Source organism: Streptomyces sp. NPDC045955, from assembly GCF_056430805.1.
This window is the reverse complement of record NZ_JBWKKY010000011.1, coordinates 155040-173723: the sequence shown is the minus strand read 5'-3', so window position 1 is coordinate 173723 and position 18684 is coordinate 155040. Positions and strand designations below refer to the sequence as shown.

Here is an 18684-nt window from a genome sequence, read left to right as displayed (position 1 = left end):
GCGCCCGGCCGACGTCGCTGTCAGCCCCGTCGCCCCGCCAGCCGCAGTGTCCGCTCCGCCAGCTCGCTGATCCGCACCCCGTCGAAGCCGAACACCGCGCTGCGGACCGTGTCCTCCAGCGGAACCGTCCACTGCCGCGGAATGGCGGCAGCACCGCCGAACACTCCCGCCACCGACCCCGCCGTCGCGCCGTTGGAGTCGGTGTCCAGGCCGCCGCGGACGGTCAGGGCGATGGTGCGGGTGAAGTCGCCGTCGCCGTAGAGCAGGCCCGCGGTGAGCACGGCGGCGTTCGGGACCGTGTGGATCCAGCCCATCCCGGCCGTCTCCTCGGTGAGCGTGGTGAGCGTGTCCTCCCAGGACATCCGGGTGTCGTGCAGGGAGACGACCCGGCGCACCGTACGGGCCAGGCGGCTGCTCGCCGGGATCACGGCCAGGGCCTCGTCGATCGCGTGCCGCACGGTGGGCGCCGTGAACGCCGCCGCGATCAGCGCCGCGGCCCACATCGCCCCGTAGACCCCGTTGCCGGTGTGCGACAGCACCGCGTCCCGCCGGGCCAGCGAGCCGGCCCGGCGCGGCAGGCCCGGGCTGGTCCAGCCGTAGATGTCGGCCCTGATCAGCGCCCCGATCCACTCCTGGTACGGGTTGTCGTACGTCGCCGTCAGCGGCGGCTTCAGCCCGTTGGCGAGGTTGCGGTACGCGGCCCGCTCGGCGGTGAACGTCTGGAGGTACGGCAGCCGCAGCAGCCACAGGTCGCCGACCTGCTCGGTACTGAAGCCGAAGCCGTGGGTCTCCAGCAGGTCCAGGCCGAGGATCGCGTAGTCGACGTCGTCGTCACGGCAACTGCCGTGGATCCGGCCGCGCACGCACTGGCGCCATTCGGGGCGCAGCTCGAAGCCGTCGTGTTCGCTGATCGGCTCGGGGAGGTAGTCGGTCAGCGGCAGGGCGGCGGCCTGGCGCAGGTAGCGGTCGATGCGGTCGCGGGTCCACACCTCGCCCTGCTCGACCGGTTTGCCGAGCATGTTGCCCGCGATGCGGCCCTGCCAGCCGCCGAGGATGCGGTCGGGGAGGTCTGTCTGGGTGTGCGCAGGGGGCATGGTTGAGGTCTACCCGTTTCAGCGGGACGCCTAAGGGCTGGGTTCCGGGGTCTGCGCGCGGCTGCGGGTTCGTCGTGGTCGCTCGCGCCCGCGCGGCGGCAGCCGCATATGTGACACAGCCCCGCGGCCCTGAGCCGGTCCACGGGATGGGCACAGGCTGACGACGGGGGCGTCCTGCGGTTAAGGTCGCTGCGGCGCGACTGGCCTTGACGTGCGTGAGGGCCCGGAGAGCAAGGGGAGTGCAAGTGGCGGACGCTGCAGTGAGCGATACCCGGAAGGCACGGCGGGTGCTCGTCGCCGCGGACAAGTTCAAGGGGTCGCTGACGGCCGTGGAGGTCGCCGAGCGGGTGACGGCCGGGCTGCGCCGGGCCGTACCCGACGTCGAGGTCGAGGCGCTGCCCGTGGCCGACGGCGGCGACGGAACCGTGGCCGCGGCGGTCGCGGCCGGGTTCGAGCGCCGGGAGGTGCGGGTCGCCGGTCCGCTCGGCGACGAGGTGACGGCGGCGTTCGCGTTGCGTGAGCGCACCGCGGTCGTGGAGATGGCCGAGGCGAGCGGACTCCAGCGGCTGCCCGCCGGGGTCTTCGCACCGCTCACGGCCTCCACGTACGGCTCCGGCGAGCTGCTGCGGGCCGCGCTGGACGCGGGTGCCCGCACGATCGTCTTCGGCGTCGGCGGCAGCGCCACCACGGACGGCGGCGCCGGGATGCTGTCCGCGCTGGGCGCGCGCTTCCTGGACGGGCACGGCGAGCCGGTACCCCCGGGCGGCGGCGGCCTCGCCGAGCTGGCCACCGCCGACCTCTCGGCCCTCGACCCCCGTCTGACGGAGATCGAGCTGGTTCTCGCGAGCGACGTGGACAACCCGCTGACGGGCCCGAAGGGCGCGCCCGCGGTCTACGGCCCGCAGAAGGGCGCCTCACCGGACGACGTGGCGGCTCTGGACGCCGCCCTCGCGCACTTCGCGAAGGTGCTGGAGGAGTCGGCCGGACCGAAGGCCGCCGCGTACGCCGCCTCGCCGGGCGCGGGCGCGGCGGGCGGCATCGGCTACGGCGCCCTGCTGCTCGGCGCCCGCTTCCGCCCCGGCATCGAGGTCATGCTCGACGTCCTGGGCTTCGCCCCCGCCCTGGACCGTGCCGACCTGGTGATCACCGGCGAGGGCTCCCTCGACGAACAGACCCTCCACGGGAAGGCCCCGGCGGGTGTCGCCGCGGCGGCCCGTGCGGCGGGCAAGGAGGTCGTCGCGGTCTGCGGCCGCCTCGCCCTGCCGCCGGAGACCCTGGGCCGGGCCGGCTTCCGCCGGGTCTACCCCCTGACGGACGCGGAGCCGGAGGTGGCGAAGTGCATCGCCGAGGCGGGACCGATCCTGGAGCGGGTGGCGGAGCGGATCGGGCGGGACTTCCTGACCTGAGCCGTCACGGCAGGGGTGTCAGCTCACGTCCGGGTCCCTGAAGTAGCTGCCGCTGCTGAGATCGCCGAGGGCGCGTGTGCCGACGTGAAACGGGTGTGGCCCGAGCCTCGAAGGCTCGGGCCACACCCGTCAGTGGTGGGACGAGGTCAGGGCAGCTGGGCCGCCCGTGCCTCCCGCCGGTTGTCACGGAAGTTGTTCACCCGTCGGGCCGTCGCGAACAGCGGGATCACCGCCCCCATGACCAGCTGCAGCGCGCATCCCGTCTGCAGCAGCAGCTGTCCGCTCGGCGCGTCGAAGGCCCAGGCCGCCATCAGACCCATGCCCAGCACGATCCACGACAGCATCGCCACCGCGAGCCGCCCCCGCGGCTTCGGGTACTCGACCCGGCTCACCATGAGCCACGCCGTCCCCAGGATCGCCAGCAGCGTCGCCACGAACGGCAGCTCCAGCAGCACGATCGACACGACCGTCAGCGCGCCGAACGGTGATGGCATGCCCTGGAACGTGCCGTCCTTCACCGTGACGCACGAGAACCGCGCAAGCCGCAGCACCACCGCCAAGAGCACGACGATCGCCCCGACCGCCGCCACCCGCTGGTACGCGCCGTCCGCCACCATGCCGTACACGAGGACGAAGTACGCCGGCGCCAGGCCGAAGCTGATCAGGTCGGAGAGGTTGTCCAGCTCGGCGCCCATGGGCGAGGAGCGCAGCTTGCGCGCCACCAGGCCGTCGAACAGGTCGAAGACCGCCGCGCACAGCATCAGGATGACCGCCGTGGCCGCGCTGTTGCGCGCCATGCCGGTCTCCTGGCTGCCGGTGAGGTCCGGGATCAGGATGCCGGTGGTGGTGAAGTACACCGCCATGAAACCGCACGTGGCGTTGCCGAGCGTCAGGGTGTCCGCTATGGAGAGGCGAAGAGAGAGGGGCATTTCCTCTTCTTCGTCGACCTCGTCGGCCTCCGGGACCCAGCCGGCCTTGGTGTCAGGATCAATCACGGTCAATGCGAGTCACCCCAGCCACGGTCTTCTGCCCCACCTCGACCGCGACCTCCACGCCCTCGGGCAGGTAGAGGTCGACCCGCGAGCCGAAGCGGATCAGGCCGATCCGCTCGCCCTGCTCGACCTTGGTGCCCTGGGGCACGTAGGGAACGATGCGGCGGGCGACCGCGCCGGCGATCTGGATCATCTCGATGTCGCCGAGCTCGGTGTCGAAGTGCCAGACGACACGCTCGTTGTTCTCGCTCTCCTTGTTGAAGGCGGGAACGAAGCCACCGGGCACGTGCTCGACCGACGTCACCGTGCCGGCCAGCGGCGCGCGGTTGACGTGGACGTTGAGCGGGCTCATGAAGATCGCGACGCGGGTGCGGCCGTCCTTCCACGGCATGATGCTCTGCACCACACCGTCTGCGGGCGAGATGACCCGGCCCTGGGTGATCTCGCGCTCGGGGTCGCGGAAGAACCACAGCATCCCCGCCGCGAGCGCGGTGGCGGGAACGGCCACGGCCTTGGCGGCGCCGGAGCGGCGGGCGCGAGCCAGGCTGAGGGCTGCGGTGGCGACGGTAGGAAGGAGCCACGGCGATGCTCCGCGCGCGAGGCGTACGCCGGCCCGGCTGTCGCGAGGTGCAGAGGTTTGGCTGTGGGGCATGGATGACCTTCGTAGCGGATGATGCCGCACTCTGACGGGGGACGGCGGCTTTCCGGCGATCGTAGCGGCTCGGGGCCCTAACTGGGTAAGCCAGGCAGCCGAGTCGGCGGCCGAAGAGTGCTGACGGGGTGTGATCTTCTTCTCCAAGAAAACACCCCGTATCCGGACATCTAGCCCTGGAATCGATACTCCTCGAGCAGCCGCCTGCCGATGATCATTTTCTGGATCTCGGCGGTACCTTCACCGATCAGCAGCATCGGTGCCTCACGATAGAGGCGCTCGATCTCGTACTCCTTGGAGAAGCCGTAGCCGCCGTGGATCCGGAAGGCGTCTTCCACGACCTCTTTGCAGTACTCGGAGGCGAGGTACTTCGCCATCCCAGCCTCAAGGTCGTTTCGCTCACCGGAGTCCTTTTTGCGTGCCGCGTTCACCATCATCGCATGCGCGGCCTCGACCTTGGTAGCCATCTCCGCCAGCTTGAACTGGATGGCCTGGTGCTGCGCGATCGGCTTGCCGAACGTGTGGCGCTGCTGCGCGTACGCGACGCCCAGTTCGAACGCACGCTGAGCGACGCCACAGCCACGCGCCGCCACGTTGACGCGGCCGACCTCGACGCCGTCCATCATCTGGTAGAAACCACGGCCCGTGACCCCGCCGAGCACACGATCCGCAGGAATCCGCAGGCCATCCATGATGAGTTCGGTGGTGTCGACGCCCTTGTACCCCATCTTGTCGATCTTGCCGGGGATGGTGAGGCCGGGCCGGACCTCGCCGAAACCGGGCTCCTTCTCCACCAGGAATGTGGTCATCGACTTGTGGGGCGCGGTGCCCTCCGGGTGACCTTCGTCACTTCGGACCAGGACGGCCACCAGAGACGACGTTCCGCCGTTGGTCAGCCACATCTTCTGGCCGTTCAGGACGTACTCGTCGCCGTCCTTCACCGCCTTCGACGTGATCGCCGACACATCCGAGCCGAGGCCCGGCTCCGACATCGAGAAGGCACCGCGGATGTCGCCGGCCGCCATCCTGGGCAGGAAGTGGTCCTTCTGCTCCGGCGTGCCGTGCTGCTTGAGCATGTACGCCACGATGAAGTGCGTGTTGATGATGCCGGACACCGACATCCACCCGCGGGCGATCTCCTCCACGCACAGCGCGTACGTCAGGAGCGACTCGCCCAGACCCCCGTACTCCTCGGGGATCATCAGGCCGAACAGGCCCAACTCCTTCAGCCCGTCGACGATCTGCTGGGGGTACTCGTCGCGGTGCTCCAGCTCGGTCGCGACCGGGAGGATCTCCTTGTCCACGAAGTCCCGGACGGTCGACAGGATCTCCTGCTGGACATCGGTCAGACCGGCGGTCTGGGCGAGTCGCGCCATGGCTACTTCTCCTGCTCCTTGAGCTCGGGGCGGCCGGGCTGCTCGCCGCCGCGCTCCTTGATGTACGTCTCGGTCGGCACCATCACCTTGCGGCGGAACACGCAGACCAGCGTGCCGTCCTGCTTGTAGCCCTTGGTCTCGACGTGCACGATGCCGCGGTCGTTCTTCGACTTCGACGGCCACTTGTCGAGCACGGTCGTCTGGCCGTAGATGGTGTCGCCGTGGAAGGTCGGCGCCACGTGCTTGAGCGACTCGATCTCCAGGTTGGCGATCGCCTTGCCGGAGATGTCCGGCACGGACATGCCGAGCAGGAGCGAGTAGACGTAGTTCCCGACGACGACGTTCTTGCCGAAGTCCGTCGTCTTCTCCGCGTAGTTCGTGTCCATGTGGAGCGGGTGGTGGTTCATCGTGAGGAGACAGAACAGGTGGTCGTCGTACTCCGTGACCGTCTTTCCCGGCCAGTGCTTGTACGTCGCGCCGACCTCGAACTCCTCGTACGTGCGTCCGAACTGCATCGCCGTCACGCCTCCGGGATCTCGAACTTGCTGGTGCGCTGCATGCCGGCGGCGCGTCCCTTGCCCGCGATGACCAGGGCCATCTTGCGGCTGGCCTCGTCGATCATCTCGTCGCCGAGCATCGCCGAGCCCTTCTTGCCGCCCGCCTCGGACGTGTAGTAGTCGTACGCGTCCAGGATCAGCTCGGCGTGGTCGTAGTCCTCCTGGGACGGCGAGAAGATCTCGTTGGACGCCTCGACCTGGCCCGGGTGCAGCACCCACTTGCCGTCGAAGCCGAGCGCGGCGGCGCGTTGGGCGACCTCGCGGTAGCCGTCGATGTTGCGGATCTGGAGGTAGGGGCCGTCGATCGCCTGGAGGTTGTTGGCGCGGGCGGCCATCAGGATCTTCATCAGGATGTAGTGGTAGGCGTCCGCCGGGTAGCCGGGCGGCTGCTCGCCCACGACCAGCGACTTCATGTTGATGGACGCCATGAAGTCGGCCGGGCCGAAGATGATCGTCTCGACGCGCTGGGAAGCCTGCGCGATCTCGTTGACGTTGTTCAGGCCCTGGGCGTTCTCGATCTGCGCCTCGATGCCGATCTTGCCGACCTCGAAGCCCATGGTCTTCTCGATCTGGGTCAGCAGCAGGTCGAGGGCGACGATCTGCTGGGCGTCCTGCACCTTCGGCAGCATGATGCAGTCGAGGTTCTGGCCGGCGCCCTCGACCACCGTCACGACGTCGCGGTACGTCCACTCGGTCGTCCAGTCGTTGACGCGCACGACGCGCGTCTTGCCCGTCCAGTCGCCCTCGTTGAGGAACTTGACGATGGTGTGCCGCGCCTCGGGCTTCGCGAGCGGCGCGCACGCGTCCTCCAGGTCGAGGAAGACCTGGTCGGCGGGGAGGCCCTGCGCCTTCTCCAGGAAGCGGGGGTTCGAGCCCGGTACCGCCAGGCAGGAACGCCGGGGGCGAAGGCGGTTAATCGAGGGGTGCGCGGCGGAGCCGCCCGTTGGAAGGGTGGTGGTGGGCGACGGGTGGGCGGTCATGCGGAGACCTCCAGGGGGTCGAGCTTGTTCGCTTTCCGGATCTCGTCGACGATGCGGCCGATGATTCCGGTGATGTCGAAGTCCTTCGGGGTGAAGACCGCGGCCACTCCGGCTGCCCTGAGCTGCTCGGCATCCCCGTTCGGGATGATGCCACCGGCGATCACCGGGATGTCTGTGGCACCGGCCACACGCAGCCGTTCGAGCACGTCCGGCACCAGCTGGGCGTGCGAACCGGACAGGATGGACAGGCCGACCGCGTGCACGTCCTCGGCGAGGGCCGCGTCCACGATCTGCTCGGGCGTCAGCCGGATGCCCTGGTAGACCACCTCGAAGCCGGCGTCACGCGCACGGACCGCGATCTGCTCGGCGCCGTTGGAGTGCCCGTCCAGGCCCGGCTTGCCGACCAGGAAGCGCAGCTTGCCCACGCCCAGGTCCTTGGCCGTCAGATCCACCTTGCGGCGGACCAGGGCCAGCGTGCTGCCCTCCTCGGCGGAGACGGCCACCGGCGCCGAGGAGACACCCGTGGGCGCCCGGAACTCGCCGAACACCTCGCGCAGGGCCCCCGCCCACTCGCCGGTCGTGACTCCGGCGCGGGCGCACTCCAGGGTGGCCTCCATGAGGTTCTCGGTGCCGCGCGCGGCCTCCTTCAGCCGCTCCAGCGCCTTGCAGGGCCGGGGGTGGTTGAAGGGCGGCTGGTAGCGGCTGTCGCGCCACTGCTGGAGCGCGGCGATGACGCGGGCCTCGACCTCCGGGTCGACCGTCTGGATCGCGGTGTCCAGGTCGGCGGTCAGCGGGTTCGGCTCGGTGCCCTCGAAGGCGTTGACACCGATGATCTTCTCCTGGCCGGACTCGATCCGGCCCCGACGCTCCGCGTGCGAGGCGACCAGCTGCGACTTGAGGTAGCCGGACTCGACGGCCGCCATCGCGCCGCCCATCTCCTGGATGCGGTCGATCTCCGCGAACGAGGCCTCGACCAGCTCCTCCACCTTCGCCTCGATGACCTTCGAGCCCTCGAAGATGTCGTCGTACTCCAGCAGATCGCTCTCGTACGCCAGCACCTGCTGGATGCGCAGCGACCACTGCTGGTCCCAGGGGCGGGGCAGGCCGAGCGCCTCGTTCCAGGCGGGCAGCTGCACGGCACGCGCGCGTGCGTCCTTGGAGAGCGTCACGGCCAGCATCTCCAGGACGATCCGCTGGACGTTGTTCTCCGGCTGCGCCTCCGTCAGGCCCAGGGAGTTGACCTGGACGCCGTAGCGGAAGCGGCGGTGCTTGGGGTTCTCGATGCCGTACCGCTCGCGGGTGATCCTGTCCCAGATGCGGCCGAACGCGCGCATCTTGCACATCTCCTCGATGAAGCGGACGCCCGCGTTCACGAAGAAGGAGATCCGGCCGACGACGTCGCCCATGCGCTCCTGCGGCACCTGGCCGGAGTCGCGCACGGCGTCGAGGACGGCGATCGCGGTGGACATCGCGTACGCGATCTCCTGGACCGGTGTGGCGCCCGCCTCCTGCAGGTGGTAGCTGCAGATGTTGATCGGGTTCCACTTCGGCAGGTGGGAGACCGTGTACGCGATCATGTCCGTCGTCAGGCGGAGGGAGGGCCCCGGGGGGAAGACGTGCGTCCCCCGGGACAGGTACTCCTTGACGATGTCGTTCTGGGTCGTGCCCTGGAGCTTGGTGATGTCCGCGCCCTGCTCCTCGGCGACGACCTGGTAGAGCGCCAGCAGCCACATGGCCGTGGCGTTGATGGTCATCGAGGTGTTCATCTGCTCCAGGGGGATGTCCTGGAACAGCCGGCGCATGTCACCGACGTGCGCGATCGGCACGCCGACCCGGCCGACCTCGCCGCGGGCGAGGATGTGGTCGGAGTCGTAGCCGGTCTGTGTCGGCAGGTCGAACGCCACCGACAGACCCGTCTGGCCCTTGGCGAGGTTGCGCCGGTACAGCTCGTTGGACGCCTCGGCCGTGGAGTGACCGGCGTAGGTCCGCATGAGCCACGGACGGTCCTTCTGACGCTCTGTCATCCAGCAGCCCTCAGATGTTCCGGAAGCGGTTGATGGCGTCGATGTGCTGGGCGCGCTTGGCCTGGTCGCGCACGCCCAGGCCCTCCTCGGGGGCCATGCACAGCACACCGACCTTGCCCTGGTGGAGGTTGCGGTGCACGTCATAGGCGGCCTGGCCGGTGTCCTCCAGGGAGTACACCTTCGACAGCGTCGGGTGGATCTTGCCCTTCGCGATGAGCCGGTTGGCCTCCCAGGCCTCGCGGTAGTTGGCGAAGTGCGAGCCGATGATGCGCTTCAGGGACATCCACAGGTAGCGGTTGTCGTACTCGTGCATGTAGCCCGAGGTGGAGGCGCACGTGGTGATGGTGCCGCCCTTGCGGGTGACGAAGACGCTCGCGCCGAAGGTCTCGCGGCCGGGGTGCTCGAAGACGATGTCGATGTCCTCCCCGCCGGTGAGCTCGCGGATGCGCTTGCCGAAGCGCTTCCACTCCTTCGGGTCCTGGGTGTTCTCGTCCTTCCAGAACTTGTAGCCCTCGGCGTTGCGGTCGATGATCGCCTCGGCGCCCATCGACCGGCAGATGTTCGCCTTCTGCTCGCTGGAGACGACACAGATCGGGTTGGCGCCGCCGGCCAGCGCGAACTGCGTGGCGTAGCTGCCGAGTCCGCCGCTCGCACCCCAGATGAGCACGTTGTCGCCCTGCTTCATGCCGGCGCCGTTGCGGGAGACCAGCTGGCGGTAGGCGGTGGAGTTCACCAGGCCCGGGGCGGCGGCCTCCTCCCAGCTGAGGTGGTCCGGCTTGGGCATCAGCTGGTTGGACTTGACCAGCGCGATCTCGGCGAGGCCGCCGAAGTTGGTCTCGAAGCCCCAGATGCGCTGCTCGGGGTCGAGCATCGTGTCGTTGTGGCCGTCGCTGGACTCCAGCTCGACGGACAGGCAGTGCGCGACGACCTCGTCGCCGGGCCGCCAGGCGTTGACGCCCGGGCCGGTGCGCAGGACGACGCCCGCGAGGTCGGAGCCGATGATGTGATACGGCAGGTCGTGGCGCTTGGCCAGCTCGCTGGTGCGGCCGTAGCGCTCCAGGAAGCCGAACGTGGACAGCGGCTCGAAGATCGACGTCCACACCGAGTTGTAGTTGACCGAGGAGGCCATGACGGCCACCAGGGCCTCGCCCGGGCCGAGCTCGGGCAGCGGCACCTCGTCCAGGTGGATCGACTTGCGGGGATCCTTGTCGCGTGTGGCGAGCCCGGCGAACATCTCCGTCTCGTCCTTGTGCACGGTGATCGCGCGGTACGACTCGGGGAGCGGGAGGGCGGCGAAGTCCTCCGACGTGGAGTCGGGCGACTGGATCGCGGCCAGGATGTCCTTAACGGTCACGGTGTTGCCTCCGGCGGTGAGCGCCCTGAGGGAAGGGCGCCGATGGTTACGTCGGTGCTGCTGAGGGTCGGGGTGTGCCGTCGGTTCGGCGGTGGTGCTGTTCGGCAGCGCTGGTGGCGCGGGAGGTTGCCTGTGACGCAGGCGTCCGGGCGGGCAGGCGCTGGGCTTGCTGGGACGTCGCCCGGACCTCTTCAACGTATGACACCGCGTGTCACCTCGCAAGGCACTGAGTGCCAGAACTTGCCCTCAGATGAAATCTTTACGTAACAAATGAGCGATGATCGATCGAACGGCCTCGTCAAGGGCCTGCAAACCGGGCCCTGACATGCCAAAACGGCCACCCCGTGGGGTGGCCGTCATCACAGGAACGGGAGCCGCTCAGCGCTCCTTGAGGGCCTGCTCGATCGTCCGCATGACCTCGTCCAGCGGGGCGTCGGTACGGGCGACCGTCACCAGCACCTCGCCCTGCGCCGAGGCCGTCGCCGCGGCCGGCTTCGCCTCCGTGGAGCGCCCGGCACCGATCCCCGTGCCGAACGTCTTGCGCACGATCGCGAAGGCGTGGTCCAGCTGCGCCTCCACGTCCCCCTGCCCGCCCGCCCGCAGCCAGCGCCGCAGGACGTGGTTGTGGGCGGTGACCACGGCGGACGCGGCGACCTCCGCGAGCAGCGGGTCGTCGTTGGCGTCGTCGGCGTGGGCGCGCTCGTCGAAGTGACCGAGGAGATACCGGGTGAACAGGCGCTCGTAGCGGGCCACCGACGCGATCTCCGCCTCGCGCAGGGTCGGCACCTCGCGCGTCAGCTTGTAGCGGGCGACCGAGATCTCCGGCCGGGCCGCGTACATCTTCATGACTTCCTTGATGCCGCGGCACACCGTGTCGAGCGGATGCTCGTGCGCGGGCGCGGCGTTGAGTACCGCCTCGGCCCGGACCAGGGTGTCGTCGTGGTCGGGGAAGATCGCCTCTTCCTTGGAGCGGAAGTGGCGGAAGAAGGTGCGGCGGGCGACGCCGGCCTGGGCCGCGATCTCGTCGACGGTGGTCGCCTCGTAGCCCTTGGTCGCGAACAGCTCCATCGCGGCGGCCGCCAACTCCCGGCGCATCTTGAGCCGCTGGGCGGCGGCGCGAGAGCCCGCGGCACTTTCCGGCGCGTCGGTCGTAGCTGGTGTACGTGAGGACTTGGCGGGCTGGGACATGCCCCGAACGTACTGCATGTGCGCAGCTCGCTGCGCATGACCTGGTTCTCCGCCACCGCCCTGGGGCGGCGGGCACCGGTCCGGGCCGAGCAGGCCGCCCCACTCCGCGCCGGACCGGAACCAGTCACCGGGACCCTCAGCGCTTGGCATATTCGCGGAAGCCACGGCCGGTCTTGCGGCCGAGGCAGCCCGCGGCCACCAGGTGCTCCAGGAGCGGCGCCGGGGCGAGCCCCGGGTCGCGGAACTCGCGGTGCAGGACCTTCTCGATGGCGAGCGAGACGTCGAGCCCGACGACGTCCAGCAGCTCGAACGGGCCCATCGGGTAACCGCCGCCCAGCTTCATCGCCGCGTCGATGTCGTCGAGGGACGCGTAGTGCTCCTGCACCATCTTGATCGCGTTGTTCAGGTACGGGAAGAGCAGCGCGTTCACGATGAAGCCCGCGCGGTCCCCGCAGTCGACCGGGTGCTTCCTGATCCGGCCGCAGACCTCGCGGACCGTGGCGTGGACGTCGTCGGCCGTCAGCACCGTACGGACGACCTCGACCAGCTTCATGGCCGGCGCCGGGTTGAAGAAGTGCATGCCGATCACGTCCTGCGGGCGTGAGGTGGCCCGGGCGCAGGCCACGACCGGCAGCGACGAGGTGGTGGTGGCCAGGACCGCGCCCGGCTTGCAGACCTTGTCCAGCGCGGCGAACAGCTGCCGCTTGACCTCCAGGTCCTCGGCGACCGCCTCCACGGCCAGGTCGACGCCCGCGAAGTCGTCGTACGTGCCCGTCGGCGTGATGAGGTCCAGGGTCTGCGCGGCGGCCTCGGCGGTCATCCGGCCCTTGTCGACCGAGCGGGACAGGGACTTGCCGATGCGGGCCTTCGCGGCCTGGGCCTTCTCCTCGCTGCGGGCGGCGAGGACCACCTCGTACCCGGCCTTGGCGAAGACCTCGGCGATGCCGGAGGCCATGGTGCCCGAGCCCGCGACACCGACCGAGCGGACTTCCCGTCCGGGGCCGAGGTCGCCGCCCTCCAGCGGGGTCAGCGCGTCCCGCACGACGGTGCCGCTGCCCGGCGCCTCGTACGTGTAGAAGCCACGCCCCGCCTTGCGGCCGGTCAGGCCCGCCTCGCTGAGCTGCTTGAGGATCGGCGCCGGGGCGTGCAGCCGGTCGCGGGAGGCGGCGTACATCGCCTCAAGAACCGTGCGCGCGGTGTCGACGCCGATGAGGTCGAGCAGTGCCAGCGGCCCCATCGGCAGGCCGCAGCCCAGCCGCATGGCGGCGTCGATGTCCTCGCGGGAGGCGTACTTCGCCTCGTACATCGCTGCGGCCTGGTTGAGGTAGCCGAACAGCAGTCCGTCGGCGACGAACCCGGGCCGGTCGCCGACCGCGACGGGCTCCTTGCCCAGGTCGAGGGCGAGGTCGGTGACCGCCGTGACGGCGGCCGGGGCGGTCAGCACCGACGAGACGACCTCGACCAGCCGCATCGCCGGGGCCGGGTTGAAGAAGTGCAGACCCAGCACGCGCTCCGGACGGGCCGAGTCGGCGGCGAGCCGGGTGACGGACAGGGCGTTGGTGCCGGTCGCCATGATCGTCTCGGGGCGCACGATCCCGTCCAGCTCCCGGAAGATCTGGTGCTTGACCTCGTACGACTCCGGCGCCACCTCGATGACCAGGTCGGCGTCGGCCGCGGCCCGCAGGTCGGTGGAGGTGCGGACGCGGCCCAGGATCTGCGCGCGGTCCTGCTCGGTCAGCCGGCCGCGCTCGACGCCACGGGCGGTGGAGGCCTCCAGGGCGGCGACGCACTTCGCGGCCTGGGCCTCGCTGATGTCGATGCCGACGACCTCGCGGCCGGCCTTGGCGAGGACCTCGGCGATGCCGGTGCCCATCGTGCCGAGGCCGACGACGGCGATGGTGCGCAGCGGGGACAGGGACGGGTCGGAAAGGGGAGTGGCCATCGCGGGACTCCAGGATGAGGGTGACGACGGGGAACGCGTCCCGGGTGCGCCGAGTACGGACCGGCAGGGGCCGGCCCCGGGCGCACCGGGTGCGTGAGAAGTGCGGGTGTTGGCCGGGCTGCGAGCGCACACGCCCGGTGCCGTCGGGCCGGGCGTGCACACGCCCGGTGAACGGCGGTTCCGACCGGCCCTGTCCCGGGGCCGAGCCGTACTGCGGTACCGATGTACCGAACCGACTGCTCTCACGGTGGCCGCGTCACCAGACCGCCGCGAGGAGATACGAGTGGGTAACTCGCTCGTCTGAGCTTAACTGGCGGGTAACGAGCGCGCCAGCCCTGGTGTTTGTGATGTACGTCCCGCGCGGCTCGCGCCAGCCCCTAATCTCTCAGGCATGGACGAAGAGTTGCGATCACTCACGGAGCGCTTACGGCAGGAGTCGGGGGCGTCGCCCGCCTTCGAGCGGCTCGTGGCGACCGACGACCTCGACGCCCTGGCCGCGGTGCTGACCGAACCCGGACAGCCCTTGTGGGCGCGGGAGCTGGCCGCCTTCCGGCTGGGACTCGCCGGGGACCGGCGGGCCTTCGAGTCCCTGGTGCTGCTGCTCAACCACCGTGACCCGCCGCGCTGCGCCTGTGCCGCCTACGCCCTGGCCCGCCTCGGCGACCCGCGCACCGCCCGCGCGGCCGCCGCCCTCGCCACCAACGAACTGCGCGTCGCCTACGCCCTCCACCCGGTCCGGCTCCTGGTCGAACTGCGCGCCCCCGAGGCGGTGCCCGCCCTGATCACCACGCTCCAGCGACGGCTGCGCCCGCACGACCCGTACCGCCGCGTGGCCCTCGCCTGCGTGGACGGGCTCGGCACGCTGGGCGACGCCCGGGCCAGACCCGTGCTGAACGAGGCCCTCGCGCATCCGGTGCTGGCGGAGGCGGCGGTGCGGGCGCTGGGGCGGATTCCGAAACAGAGGTGAGATCAGCCGGGGAGCGCGCGTGCGTACCGCACCTCGGGGACCGCGACACCGTCCACCTCGAAGGGCTCCTCCGCGCCGTCCGCCTCGAAGCCGGCCCGCTCGTAGAAGCGGCGGGCCCGGCCGTTCTCCTTGAGGACCCACAGAAGCAGACGGCCGTGGCCCGCGGCGGAGCAGCGTGCGACGGACTCCGTGAGCAGAGCCTGCCCCGCGCCCTGTCCCACCTGGTCGGGGTGGACGTAGATGGCGTACAACTCGGCGTCAGCGGTGAGGAGTTCACCGTCCCGGTACGGACCGTGGCAGGCCCAGCCGACGACTTCGCCTCCGCTGTCCTCGGCGACCAGGTTCACCACGCTGCCGTCGGCCTGCGCCAGACGCCCGCGACTACGCTCGGCGTCCTCCGCGACGCTGAGCCCGTCCAGGTACGACTGCGGCATCAGCCCCCGGTACGCGCTCTGCCAGCCGCGGATGCGGATCTCGGCGACGCGGTCGCAGTCGGCGAGCGTCATCTGCCGTATCCGGAGCTTCCCTGTCCTGGTCGACTCACTCATGGGCCCATGGTGGACCAGCGTGCGTCGTCTCGGGGTCTGCCCGGGCGCAGCGGGGCAGCATCCGGTCAACTCGCTCAGCCTCGGAATCCGAGCAGGCCGCGCAGCACCGAGCCCTTCGAGGAGGCCGGCGCTCCCTTCCCGGCGGCCGGCTTCGGGTCGGGCAGCGCCTCGCACACCGCGTCCGCCTCGCCGTAGCCGCGCGGCACCGTGCCGTCGGAGAGGTACGCCGCCAGATGCTCGTCCAGGCAGGTGTTCCCGCTCAGCGTGATGCCGTGGTTGCCGCCGCCCTCCTCGACCACCAGGCTGGAGTCCGCCAGCAGATGATGGACGGTGACACCGCCCTCGTACGGGGTGGCCGCGTCGCCGGTCGCCTGGAACAGCAGGGCGGGCGGCAGTTTGCCGTTGGCGACGTTCACCGGCTTCAGCGAGTCCGCCGGCCAGAACGCGCACGGCGCGTTGTACCAGGCGTTGTTCCAGGTCATGAAGGGCGCCTTCTCGTGCATCGCCCAGTTGTCCTCGCGCCACTGGTGCCAGTCGCGCGGCCAGCCGGCGTCCCGGCACTGCACCGAGGTGTAGATGCTGTAGCCGTTGGCGCCGGAGGCGTCGATGGCACCGAGGGCCTCGTACGCCTCGACCAGCGGCTCGGGTTTCCCGTCGTTCACGTAGGCCGCGAACGCCTCGGCCAGACGCGGCCAGTGGCCGTTGTGGTAGCCGCCCGGGATGAAGGTGTCCTCCAGCTCCGCCGCCCCCACCCTGCCGCCCGCCGGCTTCCTCGCCAGCGCCGCCCGCATCGCGTACCACCTGGCCTCGATCCGCTCCGGGTCGGTGCCGAGCCGGTACGTCGCGTCGTGCTCGGCGACCCAGGCCAGGAAGGCACGGTGGCGGTCGTTGAAGGCCAGGTCCTGGTTGAGGTTGGCGTCGTACCAGACCTCCGTGGGGTCGACGACCGAGTCCAGGACCAGGCGCCGGACGCGCTCCGGGAAGAGCTTGGCGTAGACCGCGCCCAGGTAGGTGCCGTACGAGTAACCGAGGTAGTTGATCCGCTTCGCGCCCAGGGCCTTCCGGATGGCGTCCATGTCGCGCACGGCGCTGGTGGTGTTCAGGTACGGCAGCAGTCGGCCGTACTTCTTGCCGCAGGCCCTCGCGAAGGACTCGGCGCGGGCGAGGTTGGCCCGCTCGATCGCGGGTGTCGTCGGCAGGGAGTCCGGGCGCACCGGGGCGAAGTGGCCGGGGCGGCAGTCCAGCGCGGGCCGGCTCTTGCCCACGCCGCGCGGGTCGAACCCGATGACGTCGTACTGCGCCGCCACTTTCCCGGGCAGCGCGGACGCGACGAACCCGGCGAGCGCCAGACCGCTGCCGCCGGGGCCGCCGGGGTTGACCAGCAGCGGGCCCTGGTAGGTCCTGGCGGTGTGCGGGACGCGGGACAGGGCCAGGGAGATCCGCCGGCCGTGCGGCCTGCGGTGGTCGAGCGGCACCTTCAGGGACGCGCACTGGAGCGTCGGGTAGTTCTTGGTGGCGCAGTTCTTCCAGGTGGGTTCCGCGGTGGATTCCGCGACGGGTTCCGCGGAGTGCACGGGCTCCGCGGTGCGCGGTGCGCTCGCCTCCGCGGGAACGGCCGTGAAAGTACCGGCCATGACGACGGCGGCGCCGCACAGCGCGGCTGCGCGTTTTCTCATGGAGTCCTCCCAGGACGGCGGGATGGAGGACCGCGAGGGTCACCGTCCTCGCCGCATCGTCCCGGAGAGGAGTCCTGGAAGTGCTCATTCCATCACTGTCATGACCCGGATGGATCTTCGGATGCGCTCGAACGCCCCTCAAGGGATGCGCTCGGACGCCCCTCAAGGGATGCGCTCGGACGCCCCTAAAGGAGCGAGAGTTGTGTCGGCCCGGACACCGGGGGTTCCCCGGCCGGCTCCGGGGGCCTGATCCGGCGCGGCATGCCCGCGCGCATGGGCCCGATGCCGTACTCCTCGGCCAGCTCGTGCACCTGACGGGTGATCCGCCGCTGGTACCACTTCGGGGCGTAGGAGCCCGCCGCGTACAGCCGCTCGTAGCGGGGCACCAGGTGAGGGTGGTGCCGCCCCAGCCAGGTCATGAACCACTCGCGGGCGCCCGGCCGCAGATGCAGCACCAGCGGGGTGACGGACGTGGCACCGGAGGCCGCGATCGCCCGTACGGTGGCCCGCAGTCGGTCCGGCTGGTCACTCAGGAACGGGAGGACCGGCGCCATCAGCACACCGCAGCCGATGCCGTGCTCGCCGAAGGTCCGTACGACCTCAAGTCGCCGCTCGGGCGCGGGCGTGCCCGGCTCCACGGTCCGCCACAGCTCCGGCTCGGTGAAGCCGACCGACACGGAGATGCCGACGTCGGTCACCTCCGCGGCCTGCTTGATGAGGTCCAGGTCGCGCAGGATCAGGGTGCCCTTGGTCAGGATCGAGAAGGGGTTCGCGTGATCGCGCAGGGCCGAGATGATGCCCGGCATCAGGCGGTAGCGCCCCTCGGCGCGCTGGTAGCAGTCGACGTTCGTGCCCATCGCGATGTGCTCGCCCTGCCAGCGGCGCGAGCCGAGCTGCCGGCGCAGCAGCTCCGGCGCGTTGGTCTTGACCACGATCTGGGAGTCGAAGTCCAGGCCCGTGTCGAGGTCGAGGTAGCTGTGCGTCTTGCGCGCGAAGCAGTACACACACGCGTGTGAGCAGCCGCGATAGGGATTGACGGTCCACTGGAACGACATCCGGGAGACGGCCGGCACCCGGTTGATGATCGAGCGGGCCCGGATCTCGTGGAAGGTGATTCCCGCGAACTCCGGAGTGTCGAACGTGCGCGTGGTGACGGCGTCCGCGCCGAACAGCGCGGCGTCGGCCCGGCTGTGTTCGGAGTCCTCTGTGAGGTTGTCCCAGCGCATGACGCCTCCTCGGTAGCACTGGCCACAGAATAGAACACATGTTCCCTTGATCGTGCGAGGGTGTTTTCCGAACGGGTGCGACCGGGTTGGGCGACCCCGATTTGGGGGGCCGGGCGGCGGGGTGGTTGGCTTGCCCCCAACCCCCGAGAACCCATGTCCTGGAGGAAAGCGATGGCGCAGGTCGAGGCCACTACGGAGCGGATCGTCGCGGCGGACGCGGAGACGGTGTTCGACGCCCTCGCCGACTACAGCGGCACGCGCGCGAAGCTGCTGCCCGAGCAGTTCAGCGAGTACGAGGTCCGTGAGGGCGGTGACGGCGAGGGCACCCTCGTCCACTGGAAGCTCCAGGCCACCAGCAAGCGCGTGCGCGACTGCCTCCTGGAGGTCAGCGAGCCCACCGACGGCGAGCTGGTCGAGAAGGACCGCAACTCCTCCATGGTCACCACCTGGCGGGTCACCCCGGCCGGCGACGGCAAGTCCCGGGTCGTCGTGACCACCACCTGGGCCGGCGCCGGCGGCATCGGCGGCTTCTTCGAGAAGACCTTCGCGCCCAAGGGCCTCGGCCGGATCTACGACGCGCTGCTCGCCCGGCTCGCCACCGAGGTCGAGAAGTAATCTCCCCAAGGCCCAAACGCTGAAGGGCTGTTGTGGCCCCTCACCGGTTCGAGTGATCTCCGTGCGGCTCGCTCCTGTGCCGTAACT

Annotated in this window: 16 protein-coding genes; 3 read left to right on the top strand and 13 right to left on the bottom strand. The window is 70.3% G+C overall.

The genetic code is table 11. The annotated features are described in order from the left end of the window. Window positions 1–20 precede the first annotated feature (20 nt). Window positions 21–1094 (bottom strand): ADP-ribosylglycohydrolase family protein, encoded by a 1074-nt coding sequence (locus tag AC07F0_RS23780; protein ID WP_478981655.1) that lies wholly within the window; start codon window positions 1092–1094, stop codon window positions 21–23. A gap of 287 nt (window positions 1095–1381) precedes the next feature. Here AC07F0_RS23780 and AC07F0_RS23775 point away from each other — a divergent pair, with 287 nt between their 5' ends. Continuing rightward, window positions 1382–2500 (top strand): glycerate kinase, encoded by a 1119-nt coding sequence (locus AC07F0_RS23775; protein ID WP_478981865.1) that lies wholly within the window; start codon window positions 1382–1384, stop codon window positions 2498–2500. A gap of 146 nt (window positions 2501–2646) precedes the next feature. Here the strand turns inward: AC07F0_RS23775 and pssA are convergent, their stop codons facing one another. From pssA to AC07F0_RS23730, 9 genes are all read right to left on the bottom strand, one after another. Continuing rightward, window positions 2647–3429, bottom strand: coding sequence for a CDP-diacylglycerol--serine O-phosphatidyltransferase (pssA, locus tag AC07F0_RS23770; RefSeq protein WP_338784158.1), 783 nt, complete (start codon window positions 3427–3429; stop codon window positions 2647–2649). A 58-nt stretch (window positions 3430–3487) separates the two neighbouring features. Then, the gene (locus tag AC07F0_RS23765) at window positions 3488–4144 is read right to left on the bottom strand and encodes a phosphatidylserine decarboxylase (protein WP_010038789.1); all 657 of its coding nucleotides are present in this window, start codon (window positions 4142–4144) and stop codon (window positions 3488–3490) included. A gap of 170 nt (window positions 4145–4314) precedes the next feature. After that, entirely contained in the window at window positions 4315–5520 is a 1206-nt protein-coding gene (locus tag AC07F0_RS23760; protein WP_478981653.1) for an acyl-CoA dehydrogenase family protein, read from the bottom strand. A 2-nt stretch (window positions 5521–5522) separates the two neighbouring features. Continuing rightward, window positions 5523–6035: a MaoC family dehydratase gene (locus AC07F0_RS23755; protein WP_003994084.1), complete on the bottom strand. Its 513-nt coding sequence runs from the start codon at window positions 6033–6035 to the stop codon at window positions 5523–5525. Between the two features lie 5 nt (window positions 6036–6040). Then, entirely contained in the window at window positions 6041–7057 is a 1017-nt protein-coding gene (locus tag AC07F0_RS23750; protein ID WP_478981651.1) for an HpcH/HpaI aldolase/citrate lyase family protein, read from the bottom strand. Next, a complete protein-coding gene (locus tag AC07F0_RS23745) occupies window positions 7054–9081 on the bottom strand; it encodes a protein meaA (RefSeq protein ID WP_478981649.1) in 2028 nt (675 codons plus the stop codon). The genes AC07F0_RS23750 and AC07F0_RS23745 overlap by 4 nt, the downstream gene beginning before the upstream one ends. A gap of 10 nt (window positions 9082–9091) precedes the next feature. Continuing rightward, entirely contained in the window at window positions 9092–10435 is a 1344-nt protein-coding gene (gene ccrA / locus AC07F0_RS23740; RefSeq protein ID WP_356925389.1) for a crotonyl-CoA carboxylase/reductase, read from the bottom strand. Window positions 10436–10813: 378 nt separating this feature from the next. Next, window positions 10814–11623: a TetR family transcriptional regulator gene (locus AC07F0_RS23735; RefSeq protein WP_478981647.1), complete on the bottom strand. Its 810-nt coding sequence runs from the start codon at window positions 11621–11623 to the stop codon at window positions 10814–10816. Between the two features lie 136 nt (window positions 11624–11759). Continuing rightward, window positions 11760–13565: a 3-hydroxyacyl-CoA dehydrogenase family protein gene (locus AC07F0_RS23730; protein WP_478981645.1), complete on the bottom strand. Its 1806-nt coding sequence runs from the start codon at window positions 13563–13565 to the stop codon at window positions 11760–11762. A 391-nt stretch (window positions 13566–13956) separates the two neighbouring features. Between AC07F0_RS23730 and AC07F0_RS23725 the strand changes: the two genes are divergently transcribed. Next, a complete protein-coding gene (locus AC07F0_RS23725) occupies window positions 13957–14532 on the top strand; it encodes an adenylosuccinate lyase (RefSeq protein WP_478981643.1) in 576 nt (191 codons plus the stop codon). A 2-nt stretch (window positions 14533–14534) separates the two neighbouring features. Here AC07F0_RS23725 and AC07F0_RS23720 read toward each other — a convergent pair whose 3' ends face one another. The 3 genes from AC07F0_RS23720 to AC07F0_RS23710 form a co-directional block, all read right to left on the bottom strand. After that, entirely contained in the window at window positions 14535–15080 is a 546-nt protein-coding gene (locus AC07F0_RS23720; RefSeq protein ID WP_478981641.1) for an N-acetyltransferase family protein, read from the bottom strand. Between the two features lie 74 nt (window positions 15081–15154). Beyond that, the gene (locus AC07F0_RS23715; RefSeq protein ID WP_478981639.1) at window positions 15155–16756 is read right to left on the bottom strand and encodes an alpha/beta hydrolase; all 1602 of its coding nucleotides are present in this window, start codon (window positions 16754–16756) and stop codon (window positions 15155–15157) included. Window positions 16757–16941: 185 nt separating this feature from the next. Next, complete coding sequence (locus AC07F0_RS23710) at window positions 16942–17982, bottom strand: Rv2578c family radical SAM protein (protein ID WP_436726184.1); 1041 nt, start codon at window positions 17980–17982, stop codon at window positions 16942–16944. 171 nt (window positions 17983–18153) lie between these two features. Between AC07F0_RS23710 and AC07F0_RS23705 the strand changes: the two genes are divergently transcribed. Further along, window positions 18154–18597: an SRPBCC family protein gene (locus AC07F0_RS23705; protein WP_478981637.1), complete on the top strand. Its 444-nt coding sequence runs from the start codon at window positions 18154–18156 to the stop codon at window positions 18595–18597. Window positions 18598–18684: the final 87 nt, after the last annotated feature.

Bases quoted from the DNA above. Each gene is read 5' to 3' on its own strand.
- AC07F0_RS23780 (WP_478981655.1), bottom strand. From the start codon at position 1,094: ATGCCCCCTGCGCACACCCAGACAGACCTCCCCGACCGCATCCTCGGC.
- pssA (WP_338784158.1), bottom strand. From the start codon at position 3,429: ATGCCCCTCTCTCTTCGCCTCTCCATAGCGGACACCCTGACGCTCGGC.
- AC07F0_RS23765 (WP_010038789.1), bottom strand. From the start codon at position 4,144: ATGCCCCACAGCCAAACCTCTGCACCTCGCGACAGCCGGGCCGGCGTA.
- AC07F0_RS23760 (WP_478981653.1), bottom strand. From the start codon at position 5,520: ATGGCGCGACTCGCCCAGACCGCCGGTCTGACCGATGTCCAGCAGGAG.
- AC07F0_RS23755 (WP_003994084.1), bottom strand. From the start codon at position 6,035: ATGCAGTTCGGACGCACGTACGAGGAGTTCGAGGTCGGCGCGACGTAC.
- AC07F0_RS23750 (WP_478981651.1), bottom strand. From the start codon at position 7,057: ATGACCGCCCACCCGTCGCCCACCACCACCCTTCCAACGGGCGGCTCC.
- AC07F0_RS23745 (WP_478981649.1), bottom strand. From the start codon at position 9,081: ATGACAGAGCGTCAGAAGGACCGTCCGTGGCTCATGCGGACCTACGCC.
- AC07F0_RS23735 (WP_478981647.1), bottom strand. From the start codon at position 11,623: ATGTCCCAGCCCGCCAAGTCCTCACGTACACCAGCTACGACCGACGCG.
- AC07F0_RS23730 (WP_478981645.1), bottom strand. From the start codon at position 13,565: ATGGCCACTCCCCTTTCCGACCCGTCCCTGTCCCCGCTGCGCACCATC.
- AC07F0_RS23725 (WP_478981643.1), top strand. From the start codon at position 13,957: ATGGACGAAGAGTTGCGATCACTCACGGAGCGCTTACGGCAGGAGTCG.
- AC07F0_RS23720 (WP_478981641.1), bottom strand. From the start codon at position 15,080: ATGAGTGAGTCGACCAGGACAGGGAAGCTCCGGATACGGCAGATGACG.
- AC07F0_RS23715 (WP_478981639.1), bottom strand. From the start codon at position 16,756: ATGAGAAAACGCGCAGCCGCGCTGTGCGGCGCCGCCGTCGTCATGGCC.
- AC07F0_RS23710 (WP_436726184.1), bottom strand. From the start codon at position 17,982: ATGCGCTGGGACAACCTCACAGAGGACTCCGAACACAGCCGGGCCGAC.
- AC07F0_RS23705 (WP_478981637.1), top strand. From the start codon at position 18,154: ATGGCGCAGGTCGAGGCCACTACGGAGCGGATCGTCGCGGCGGACGCG.